This window comes from Geminocystis herdmanii PCC 6308, from assembly GCF_000332235.1.
In the GTDB taxonomy this organism is placed as follows: Bacteria; Cyanobacteriota; Cyanobacteriia; order Cyanobacteriales; family Cyanobacteriaceae; genus Geminocystis; species Geminocystis herdmanii.
Genome location: NZ_CM001775.1, coordinates 3,079,900 through 3,091,575, shown reverse-complemented (window position 1 = coordinate 3,091,575; position 11,676 = coordinate 3,079,900). Strand labels below are relative to the sequence as shown.

The 11,676-nt window shown below is 36.1% G+C and carries 11 protein-coding genes, 1 tRNA gene and 1 pseudogene; 8 read left to right on the top strand and 5 right to left on the bottom strand.

The features are described from left to right. Window positions 1-329: 329 nt before the first annotated feature. A complete protein-coding gene (locus tag SYN6308_RS15550) occupies window positions 330-653 on the bottom strand; it encodes a lipopolysaccharide assembly protein LapA domain-containing protein (protein ID WP_017295374.1) in 324 nt (107 codons plus the stop codon). A 125-nt stretch (window positions 654-778) separates the two neighbouring features. Next, the gene (locus SYN6308_RS15545; protein ID WP_026102112.1) at window positions 779-2,374 is read right to left on the bottom strand and encodes a glucose-6-phosphate isomerase; all 1,596 of its coding nucleotides are present in this window, start codon (window positions 2,372-2,374) and stop codon (window positions 779-781) included. A gap of 357 nt (window positions 2,375-2,731) precedes the next feature. On the opposite strand from SYN6308_RS15545, the gene SYN6308_RS15540 reads away from it, so the two are divergent. Beyond that, window positions 2,732-3,016, top strand: a complete 285-nt coding sequence (locus SYN6308_RS15540) for an HU family DNA-binding protein (RefSeq protein ID WP_017295372.1) — start codon at window positions 2,732-2,734, stop codon at window positions 3,014-3,016. A gap of 72 nt (window positions 3,017-3,088) precedes the next feature. Next, window positions 3,089-4,141, top strand: coding sequence for a threonine-phosphate decarboxylase CobD (gene cobD / locus SYN6308_RS15535; protein WP_017295371.1), 1,053 nt, complete (start codon window positions 3,089-3,091; stop codon window positions 4,139-4,141). A 96-nt stretch (window positions 4,142-4,237) separates the two neighbouring features. Here cobD and SYN6308_RS15530 read toward each other — a convergent pair whose 3' ends face one another. The 3 genes from SYN6308_RS15530 to SYN6308_RS15520 all read right to left on the bottom strand — a co-directional run bounded on the left by SYN6308_RS15530 (window position 4,238) and on the right by SYN6308_RS15520 (window position 6,567). Continuing rightward, window positions 4,238-4,471 carry a DUF4327 family protein gene (locus SYN6308_RS15530; protein WP_017295370.1) on the bottom strand — a complete coding sequence of 78 codons (234 nt, stop codon included), beginning with the start codon at window positions 4,469-4,471 and terminating at the stop codon, window positions 4,238-4,240. Between the two features lie 148 nt (window positions 4,472-4,619). Next, window positions 4,620-6,191, bottom strand: coding sequence for a glycoside hydrolase family 3 protein (locus SYN6308_RS15525; protein ID WP_017295369.1), 1,572 nt, complete (start codon window positions 6,189-6,191; stop codon window positions 4,620-4,622). 303 nt (window positions 6,192-6,494) lie between these two features. Beyond that, window positions 6,495-6,567, bottom strand: a tRNA-His gene (locus tag SYN6308_RS15520). A 64-nt stretch (window positions 6,568-6,631) separates the two neighbouring features. Between SYN6308_RS15520 and SYN6308_RS15515 the strand changes: the two genes are divergently transcribed. The 6 genes and pseudogenes from SYN6308_RS15515 to SYN6308_RS15490 all read left to right on the top strand — a co-directional run. Then, window positions 6,632-7,030, top strand: coding sequence for a DUF4359 domain-containing protein (locus SYN6308_RS15515; RefSeq protein WP_017295368.1), 399 nt, complete (start codon window positions 6,632-6,634; stop codon window positions 7,028-7,030). Window positions 7,031-7,069: 39 nt separating this feature from the next. After that, entirely contained in the window at window positions 7,070-7,447 is a 378-nt protein-coding gene (locus SYN6308_RS15510) for a phosphomannose isomerase type II C-terminal cupin domain (protein WP_017295367.1), read from the top strand. A 44-nt stretch (window positions 7,448-7,491) separates the two neighbouring features. Further along, window positions 7,492-7,725: a hypothetical protein gene (locus SYN6308_RS22705; RefSeq protein ID WP_017295366.1), complete on the top strand. Its 234-nt coding sequence runs from the start codon at window positions 7,492-7,494 to the stop codon at window positions 7,723-7,725. Window positions 7,726-8,305: 580 nt separating this feature from the next. Beyond that, window positions 8,306-10,111, top strand: coding sequence for a group II intron reverse transcriptase/maturase (gene ltrA / locus SYN6308_RS15500; RefSeq protein WP_017295365.1), 1,806 nt, complete (start codon window positions 8,306-8,308; stop codon window positions 10,109-10,111). A 15-nt stretch (window positions 10,112-10,126) separates the two neighbouring features. Continuing rightward, window positions 10,127-10,267 (top strand): hypothetical protein, encoded by a 141-nt coding sequence (locus SYN6308_RS24975; RefSeq protein ID WP_017295364.1) that lies wholly within the window; start codon window positions 10,127-10,129, stop codon window positions 10,265-10,267. A gap of 153 nt (window positions 10,268-10,420) precedes the next feature. Then, a pseudogene (locus SYN6308_RS15490) lies at window positions 10,421-11,257 on the top strand (methyltransferase domain-containing protein); the annotation flags it as partial. Window positions 11,258-11,676 lie beyond the last annotated feature (419 nt).

The window sequence follows — 11,676 nt, the reverse complement described above, 5'->3', positions numbered from 1 at the left end:
GGGAGTCTTTTTATTTATTTTGAAAATTAAAATATTCCTATTATATCAATAATAACATTTTTGTCAAGAAAAAACAAGGATTTTGATACAAAAATTAATATTTGTATCAAATGTGTGATAGCAATAAAAGACAAAAAGTTTACAACAGAAGAGCTTGAAGCATCGAACTAAATAGGGTTTACTGAATAAGTCAGAAAACTATTAAAATCAACGGTTTAGACATAATACCTAATACCTAATACCTAACACCTTCCCTTCACCTTTCAGAAAAATTACCGTGACAAGGGAAAATATTAATAAATGTTAGTAAAACCGACAGAATTTATTCACTATTCCCAATCGAAAAGAGGATCTTTTTCTTCTTCCCACTCTCTTTTAAACTCTAATTTTTTATTCTTCTTAACTCTATTTTGTTTATTATTTTTAGAATATTTATTGTAATAACTACTAGAAAAAAATAGAGGAATCAATGAACCTAAAAAAAATCCCCCCGCTAGACATAGAGTTAATAAAACCCCCGTGGAAACTTGAATAGATTCAAATAAGAAAAATTTTAGACTAACTAATTGTATATTTTGAATGGAAAATACAGCGATTAAAATAAGCCAAAATCCGATTATTAAACTAATGATAATTTGTTTGGTTCGATTCATTTTTTAATTATCTTAGTATTGTTAAAAATTCTTAATTAATTCCTAATTGCTAATTCCTGATTAGACTTCTTGGAGAAAAGAAATATTTATTTATTAACTCTCCATTCCACCTTCACCTTCTCCATTCATTTTGAGTATATCACTTGCAATGTATTGGGAGAAATTCGATCGCCCTTCAACATAACTCCTCGATCGTTAGCGGATAAATGCCGTAAAATTTTGTAAATAGACTCAATGTCATCATTTTTCCCTAATTGAGAAGTAATTTCAGCAATGGTTAAAGAATTAGACGTTTTTTCGAGTAAGGTTAAGATTTCTGTCTGTAAACTCAAAATCGAGGCAGCCGCTTTTTTACCAGCTTCTACTCCCGGTTGATGATAAGCATTGATATTAACTAAATAAGCATAAATACTTACTGCTCTTTCATATAAAGCAATTAAAGCCCCCACTATTTTGGGGGTGACTTCATTGACAGTGACAGTAATGGAATCTCTACCGTTATCATATAAGGCTTTTCTTGTACCTTGCAATAAACCAGAGAGATAATCACCACTGGTAATATTAGTTTCCAATTCGAGGGATTTTCCTTCCCTATCCTTCAACACTTCGATAAAAGTAGCGAAAAAGTTAGGGATACCTTCTCTTAATTGTTGCACATAGGCGTGTTGATCTGTCGAGCCTTTGTTACCATAAACAGCAATACCCTGATAAACGGTGTTACCATTTAAGTCTTTTTCTTTGCCTAAAGATTCCATTACCAACTGTTGTAAGTAACGGCTAAATAACAAAAGACTATCTTTATAGGGCAAAATCACCATATCTTTTTCACCTTTGCCTTTTCCTGCATAATACCAAGACAAAGCCAATAAAGCCCCCGGGTTATTTTTTACGTCTGTATTTCTGGTGGCAATATCCATTTCTTTTGCACCCACTAACATTCCGTCAATGTCGATGCCTTCTAACAACGCTGGAAGTAAACCCACTGCGGATAATACGGAAGTGCGCCCTCCTACCCAGTCAAACATCGGAAAACAACCTAACCAGTTTTCTTCTTTGACAACATGATAGAGTTTGCTACTATCATCCATCATGGTTATGGCGGTGGCGTAGCGAGAAAAATCTAAACCTTGGTTTTGGTAGGCTTGTTTTATCTCTAGCATACCGTTACGGGTTTCTGGTGTGCCTCCCGATTTACTGATAACTAAAACTAAAGTTGTTTTTAATTTATTTCCTAACTTGCTTAAAGTTCGATCGATCCCCGTGGGATCAGTGTTGTCAATAAAGTGTATATTTAAACTAGGCTGATTAGGTGCTAAAGCCTGATGAACAAATTGAGGACCTAAAGCCGAGCCTCCGATACCTATAGAGAGTAAATCTGTGAATTTTTCTCCTTGAGGGGTGGTTATCGTGCCTGAATGAATTTTTTGAGCAAATTCTTTGATTTCTGCTAAACCGTTGATAATTTCTTGTGTGATTTCTTCGGTAGGTGCTATGTCAGGATTTCTTAACCAATAATGCCCTACCATGCGATTTTCATCGGGGTTGGCGATCGAACCTTGTTCTAGTTTAGTGATAGAATCGAAGGCAGAGGCGAATTTGGGTAGCATAGAGGTATAAAAATCATCATCAAAACCCATGCGACTAACATCGACATAAATATCTAAACCTTGATGATAGTAAAGCCAATCTTGATAGCGTTGCCAAAGTTGTAAATTATCCATAAATCTAACAGTCATGATATGTTCTCATTTTCCCATTATGATCGACAATTAACAATTAACAATTAATAATTAACAAAATATTCCCTAATCTTCCTGCCTTGTTGTCTCCTCAACTCCCTAATTGATCATTTCTTAGGGCTTATTTTTTTTAAAATTGTTACATTATTTAACAAAAAAGCTAAAAATTGTAAAAAAATAGAGAAAAACTATAATTTTTAATCATTTCAGCGATTAATCATGTAATATCAGATTTAGTGTGAAAAAGAGTAAAACACTTACTTAATGGTAATTTCAGCTAATTAAGATTCTTATACTCTATTTTCATGATCACAAAGTTAAACAATCGGAGATCAATTTATGAACAAAGGTGAATTAGTAGATGCAGTTTCAGCTAAGGCTGACGTAACAAAAAAACAAGCGGATGCTGTTATCAGTGCTACCGTAGAAGCCATTATGGAAGCTGTGTCTTCTGGAGATAAAGTTACTTTAGTTGGTTTTGGCTCATTTGAAAGTCGTGAGAGAAAAGCACGGGAAGGGCGCAATCCTAAAACAGGAGAAAAAATGGATATTCCAGCAACTAAAGTACCAGCTTTTTCCGCAGGTAAACTTTTCAAAGAAAGAGTTGCACCTCCTAAAGCCTAATTTCCTGTATAATAGGCAAAAATCGCTCTTTTTAGGGTGATTTTTGCTTAAAATTACCATTATTTACCCGATTTGACTAGACCAACTCACGGAGGCAACTTAGATTGGGCAGTGACTCTCATTAACTGCTCTAATTCTGCTGTGGTTGATTTTTCTGCTAGTATTAATCCTTTAGGACCTCCTAATAGTACGATCGAAGCTATAATCAAAGGGATAAAAGAATTAGATCATTATCCTAACCCTGACTATCCACAATTTCGTCAAGCCATCGGGCAACATCATCACATCCATCCAGATTGGGTGTTACCTAGTAATGGGGCGGCGGAGTTGTTAACATGGATAGCATGGGAAGCCCACAATTTAGATGGGGTTTTGCTTCCTTCTCCTTGTTTTGCTGATTATAAACGAGCGCTTAATACTTTTAATATTCCCTTTCAATCCTACCCTTTAGAAGATTTGACAAGAGGATTAAACCAACCGACAAAAAATGTTGCCTTATTAGTCAACAACCCTCACAATCCCACAGGCAAACTATGGGATAAAAAGACTTTAATACCCTACTTACAAGAATTTCCTTTAGTGGTGATAGATGAAGCGTTTATGGATTTTCTACCACCCGATGAGCAACAAAGTTTAATTGACTTAATAGCAGATTATGATAATTTAATTATAGTTCGATCGATCACCAAATTTTATAGCCTTCCTGCCCTGAGAATTGGCTATGGTATCACCCATCCTGATAGAATAAAAAAATGGCAACAATGGCGTGATCCTTGGAGTGTTAATAGTTTAGCTTCACTAGCTGGGATAGAAGCCTTAAAAGATACGGAATTTCAACAAAAAACGTGGCAATGGTTAAAACCAAGCCGTGACAAATTAAGGGATGATTTAGCACAAATAAAAGGACTAAAACCCCTCCCTAGTAGTGCTAACTTTATATTAGTAGAAACTAGCATTCCTAGTTCACAATTACAGTTAGAATTGCTACAACGAGAACAAATTTTAATTCGTGATTGCTTGAGTTTCCCAGAATTGGGAGAAAAATATTTTCGTGTTGCTGTTAGAACACAGGAAGAAAATCAAAGATTAACTAATGCCATAGCCAGAATTTATCAAGAGAAATAAAAAAAAGGATTGCTTCGTGCCTCGCAATGACATAAAAGAATTTAGAATGCAGAATTAACACCTAATTCTTAATTCTTAATTCTTAATTCTTAATTCCTAGTCGTTATCCCAGTTTTCCGAAGCAATTAAATCCCCAATTTGATCTCTTAATAAATAATCACATTGTTCTAATTCACATTCAACACATACCCACTCTCTAGCAGGAATATATTGGCATAAAATATAAATTGGTTGATGACGACTAACAGTACCTTTTTCCACTAAATGACGAACTTCGTCTTTAATCATTTCGATGGAGTAATCTTTTGCAGTTCTTTCTAATGTTTTCATCTGCTTTTCTCCGTAAACTTTATTTGTTTATACTTAATATAGTCTAACAAAGAACGATCGAACAGGTTTGCTTAATGTATCTTTAGATACATTTTCTCCTCATATCTCAGTAAAAACCCTTAAACTGCAAAGGTTTCTGTAAATTCTGTTACAAAAAATTATCTTTGTTAATGTCATGAACTGTTGACAAATCAAAAAGACGTTGACAAGTTAACTCTTGTGCTTGGGGCATTTGCCCGTAACTGAAAACCCAAGGGGTATTTTTTTTGAGACGGGGCAAAAACCACTCTAAAATATAAGGACTGCCATAGATGATAATACCTTTAACTTCCTCAAACTCTAGTAATTGTTCATAAAAAGCCTTGGCAGACTCCGTTAAACCACCATTACCCAAGAAAGGATTACCCCGAATAAATGCCTGTAAGAGAATCGGTTGTTGATGATATTGTGCTAGATGTAAGTTTCGTTGATCAAAAACTTGAGTTTGATAACCATAGCTTTCAGGAATAGTGATAGCTGGTACTTGACGATGGAGAAAATCGCAGTTTAACAAGTCCTGCACCACTACCAAATTTATTCCCTCAGTGGCTTTTATTATAGGCATTTCACCGCCATAACTCATACTTAGGCTTAAAATTTCCTTTACCGTCTTTCTATCCCCTTCAGAGCTAATTTGTCTCAAATCAGCTTCAGAAAAAGATAACTTACTTTTCGCCTGAGTAATTCGGGCTAAACTCTCGTCAATGCGTGATTCTGACAGGATACCATCTTTAACCGCTTGTTCGATCGAACTCACTGCAACTTCAGGATTTTCAGGCATTAAGAGAATATCCGCCCCTGCTTGAAGGGCTTTTACTGCAATTTCCCCTTGACTAGCATATTTTGCCACTCCCCCCATAATCAGCGCATCAGTAACAATCAATCCCGAAAAATTTAATTCCTTTCTCAAAAGTTGTGTTAGTATCGAAAAAGATAAAGTAGCCGGATTAATAGCATCTAATTGCTTTACTAATAGATGGGCAGTCATGATACTATCTACATTATGCTCGATCGATCGTTGAAAAGGTATTAACTCAATTTGTTGTAAACGCTCCTTACTGTGAGTAACTTTCGGTAAATGTAAATGAGAATCCGTTGCGGTGTCACCATGCCCCGGAAAATGTTTAGCAGTAGTCAACACAGGATAACATTGACAACCTTCAATAAAAGCCGTAGCTAAATCGGCTACCATGTCAGGATTATCCCCAAAAGAGCGAATATTGATAACGGGATTATCGGGATTATTATTAACATCGGAAATGGGTGCTAAAACCCAATTTATCCCCATAGCTAAAGCCTCCCTAGCGGTAATCTCTCCCATTTTTCGGGCGTATTCTCTAGCTAAACTCAAATTTTTTGAAGCAATAGTTGATAACGCCATAGGGGGAGGAAACCAAGTTGCCCCACTAAATCTCTGCCCCACTCCTTCTTCTATATCCGCCGCAATCAGTAAGGGAGTTTTTGCCCATGACTGTAACTGTTGTGTTCGATCGGCAATTTCTGAACAACTACCTCCCAACAAAATAACCCCCCCAAGATTTAATTCTTGTAGCCACTTTTTTAACTGAGGTTGAGTAGCCTCCCATGCGGGATAACGAATTTGATGATCAAAAATATAACCAGTAGTGCGTACAACGATTAACTGTCCAATTTTTTCTCTTAAACTCAGATTTTCTATCATATTTAATAAAACTTAACAAAAATTTATCTCCCTAGTTTGACACGAAGCAATCTAATCATCTCATTACTGAATCAAAAAAGTATCAGATTCGATCGCAAAGATGCAAAGATGTTTTCACAACTGACAATTTATCTATTGGACATCTCCAAAAATTAATAAAAAAGGGTTAAAACCCTTACTACAAACATATAAAAGATTTTTTATGGAGAAGGTTATTAGACATCGACTATATTTGATCTAAGAAGGATTAAAAATCTCACTACGAACAAATAGATTTTTCTGGAGAAGTCTATTAATTAAAAGGGCGAACGATGGGATTCGAACCCACGGATGGCGGTACCACAAACCACTGCCTTAACCCCTTGGCTACGCTCGCCGTTACGATAAACCATTATAGCATATTTTTTGTAAAATGATCTAGTAATTATTAAAAAAATTTTATGAATCCGTTACCCCGTGAACAAAAAAGCCCTTTATCTATTACCTTAGTGATAGGAGGGAGTTTATTTTTAGCCTTCGGTGTACTGTTAGCACTCACCAATCCTAATCAAAAAAAATATGAGTTATTTGCTACAGAACAATTAATTACCTATGCTAAAGAAAATGTTTGTACTGCTACCTCTAATAATTTAGAACAAGCCATCAAAAGCCAAGTATGTAATTTAATGATTGATACGGGGAAAAGTCAAGTACCCACTCTCATCGGTAAAACTACCCAAAGACGCAATTATCTTTTACTTAGCATTTATGAAACTAATCTCTATCTTTATAATTTCACCACGATCGGACTCTTAAATCAATTTTATGTTATCGGTTTTGAAAAAGTTTATGATCGATAATTGATTAAGTTAATTTTGATGAGCAATAAGGAGAATTATATGAGCGACAATCTTAATTCTAACTCTCAGGCAATCATAGAAAGCGAATACACTAGAACTCCTCCTTGGGGTACAGTGACGCTACTAGAAGATGGTAAAAACTACCGTATTCACAAAATAACCCTCAAACCCGGTCATCATATTAGCACTCAAATGCACTATCATCGTAGTGAGCATTGGATTGTAGTAGCAGGAACGGCTAAAGTAGTTTTCAATGGAGAAGAAAGATTGTTATTGCCTAAACAGTCCACCTATGTACCTATGAATACTCGCCATAGAGTCGAAAATCCGGGAGTTGTACCTTTGGTAATGATTGAGGTACAAAATGGAGAATATTTGGGGGATGATGATATTATCCGCTTCCCCGATGAAGAATAAAGTAATGAGTAATGAGTAATGAGTAATGCAAAATAAATAAAACCATGATTAAAAAAATTATTCCTATTCTTTCCTTGAGTGCTATTCTACTCATGCCCCAACAAAAAACGGCTCAAGCTGGAGAGGCTTTATGCGTTATTAAAGGTGACTCAAATCAAGTAGTATTCCGAGATAAGTGTATTTTTGAACAATTTGGAGGCAATGGTAGTTTTAGCATTAGGGCGAAATCTGGACTTATCTACGGTAGAGAAGTGCGAATCGTTCTAGTAAAAGTCTAGGCAAATAAGCCAAAACGTAAACTAGGCAAGGTAAAACAGCAATGTACCTTGACAACTCTATATCCTTGTAGGTGAAAGCCCTACCCGTTATTGTCAACGTGACAGCATAGCCGACAGCGACTTGGAGTGGTATCCCATACGCTGAAGCTCGGTTAAAAAGTGGTAACTCCTAGCCCAAAGGGGAATCCCATCGAGCAAATTAACTATGACTACGGAAGGAATCCTCGTCTGAACCACCGTTACGTAGAACTGGCTAAATAAGGCTGATAAGCCAGACCAAAAGGTAAAGCTCTAATGTACCAGCAGGTTTTTTCTCCTGAACTGGGGACAAATACAGAGAGTCGGTGGATAGAGGAAGTCTAAGGTTGAGTAATACCGCAATCAATAGGTTGACGGAAGGATATAGGGAACGAGATAACCCCCCATAATCTCTCAAAGAGGTCGAAGACTTTGAGTAGTAACCAGCGTAAGGTTATGGGAGGCAGGATTGTGTAAGAAGCCAACACTTTTATGTAATGTAAAAGATATGCTGACGTACACACTTTGATAAACAGTATAGAGTCAATAAAGTAGCAAAATTATGACAACGGCAAAACCGATTGATAAACTAAATAACTGGAACACATGGCAATCCATAAACTGGAAAGTTGTGGAAAAACAGGTATTTAGACTACAAAAGAGAATCTATAGAGCGAGTCAAAATGGTAATGTCAAATTGGTTCACAGCTTACAAAGATTACTCATAAAATCCTATTACGGAAAACTTCTCGCAACCAGAAAGGTAACTCAGGATAATCAAGGCAAGAAAACAGCAGGAGTGGACGGAGTTAAATCTTTGACCCCAAAGCAACGCCTAGAGATTACAGGTCAATTAAAACTAAGAGGTAAATGCAAACCCACAAGAAGGGTAAACATACCCAAACCTAATGGAGAAACAAGACCACTGGGAATCCCTTGTATGGAAGATAGAATAAAACAATGTATGGTCAAATTAGCACTAGAACCCCAATGGGAAGCAAAATTTGAACCGAACAGTTATGGATTTCGACCAGCTAGGTCATGCCACGATGCAATTGGACAAATATTCAACGCAATTTACCAAGTGCCGAAATATGTACTGGATGCTGATATTTCTAAATGCTTCGACAAAATAGACCACGATAAATTACTTGCAAAACTCGAAACATACCCACAATTAAGACGTGAAATCAAATCATGGCTAGAGAGTGGGTACATGGACGGTAAACAATTATACCCAACCAACGAAGGCACACCACAAGGAGGAGTGGTATCACCGTTATTAGCAAATATAGCCCTTCATGGAATGGAATTAGAACTTAAAAAGTTTGCAGGTACATGGAAAGGCACGAAAAGAGACAACAAGGATTCTCTCACAATAGTTAGATATGCGGACGACTTTGTCATCCTTCACAAAGATATTGAAAGAATCATCCAATGCAAGGGAATTATCGAAAACTGGTTGAAAGATTTAGGACTCGAACTAAAACCAAGTAAAACCCGTATCTCTCATACACTCAATCGGTATGAAGGAAACACTGGCTTTGACTTCCTAGGATTTAATATCCGTCAATATGAAGTTGGACGAACACACACGGGAAATAACTCTAAGGGTGTGCCACTTGGATATAAAACCATGATAAAACCATCGAAGGATAAAATCAAATCTCATATCAAAAAGATTGGGAAGACTATAGATAAACACAAAGCAAGTCCACAAATAGCCTTAATTAGAGAACTCAATCCTATCATCAGGGGTTGGGCGAACTATTATAGTTCAGTGTGCAGTAAAGAGATTTACTCTAAATGTGACTCCATGGTGTATCAACAACTTAAGAGATGGGCAGAAAGAAGACACCCAAACAAATCCAAAACATGGGTTGCCAAAAAATATTGGCACACATGGGAATTAAGAACATGGGTGTTTTCTACCAGAGATGAAGAGGGAATGAGACTCCTAAACCATAGCGAAACGGAAATTAAAAGACACATCAAAGTCAAGGGAGAAAAATCGCCTTTTGACGGAGACTGGATTTATTGGACAACCCGTATAGGAAAACACCCCGAAGTATCAACAAGAATGGCAACATTACTCAAGAGACAGAAAGGGAAGTGTAATCACTGTGGACTCAACTTTAAAAATGAGGATTTGCTAGAAATCGACCACATTATCCCAAAATCGAAAGGTGGGAAGGATATGTACAACAATCTACAAATACTTCATAGACATTGCCACGATGATAAGACTGCTAGAGATGGTAGTTTGAATCGTACCCATGACAAGGGGTTTATCGGAGAGGAGCGGAATGAAGCGAAAGTTTCACGTTCCGTTCTGAAGACGAGTCAGAATCGTGAGGTTCTGGCTTAGTTTAACTCAATTAGTGTGGCTATCATTAAATCGGGAGTAGCGGAAGTGAGAGGATTGACAACGGCAGGTATTAACTCTCGCTGGGGAGAAGCAAGACGCTCAAAATCTGATAAAGCCTGTTGGGTAGGAGATGATTTTACTATCTGTGCCTATTAACTTACAATTAATTTGTAGGTTGGGTTAGCGAAAGCGTAACCCAACAAAAATTGTATCTAAATTTATTTATAACTGATTTAATGAACCTAATATTAGACATTAACACTATAGAATAAAATTAAAATTGCCATCGTATTCAAGAGTTAAATTATCATGAGTTATGACATTGAAAAATCGGTTTTAGAAAGATATGAAATGGGTGCAAAACAACATCAACCTAGTTTATGCTGTCCTACGGAATATGATAGTAAGTTTTTAGAGATTATTCCCGATGAAATTATTGCTAAAGATTATGGGTGTGGTGATCCAACTCGTTATGTTAATGAGGGTGAAATTGTTATTGATTTAGGCTCTGGTGCAGGAAAAAATTGTTATATTATTGCTCAAAAAGTTGGTGAAAGTGGGCAAGTAATCGGCATAGATTTTAACGATGAAATGCTCAATTTAGCTCGTAAATATCAACAGGAAATTAATGATCAATTAGGTTATGGTAATACTAAATTTATTAAGGGTAAAATTCAAGATTTAAAGTTACCCTTAGATAAGTTAGAGTCATGGTTAAGAGAGAATCCTATTCATAATTTAACAGATTTAAGAGCTTTTGAAACGGAGTGCGATCGACTCAGAAAAGAAGCAACTTTAATTAAGGATAGTTCGATCGATGTGGTAGTGTCAAATTGTGTATTAAATTTAGTCAAACCAGAGGATAAAAAACAACTGTTTGATGAAATTTATCGAGTGTTAAAAAATGAGGGAAAAGCGGTTATTTCTGATATAGTGTGCGATCGAGATTTACCCTTAGAAATGATTAATGATCCAGAATTATGGAGTGGTTGTATATCAGGTGCATTTAGAGAAGATTTATTTGTGAAAATGTTTGAAAATGCAGGGTTTCAAGAAGTAGAAATAATCGATCGTCAAGAGACACCTTGGCAAGTAATTAATGACATCGAATTTCGATCGTTAACCGTTAAAGCCTACAAACAAAAACCAGAAAATAATAACTCCTGCTGTCCACCTAAATCCTGTTGTTAATAGTTTTAGATAGTTAAAATATCTTTTTTTTCTCAACAGTTGTCATTCCCAATTTTATAAGCTAGGATGTTTTTAGTAAATTAATTAAAAGCCGTTCAGGAAGAACAGGAGGTGATGCCCATGACAGATAGTAGTAGTAAGAGAGTGGGTTTTCTGGAGAAGCAAACTCGGCTGTGGGCTGAAGCTGTCTAATCAGGAAAAATGATTAAGCTGGGTTAAAAACAGTTTAAAAATATGACTGATTATTCCTTTCAGCAGTCAGAAGTTTGAAAGAACTATAAAACCCACATTTTCATTAAATCAAATACCCTTTTTCCGAATGATGGAGAGAGGGTATTTGTCTAAATTTTGATATTGTTCGGACATTGATTTTA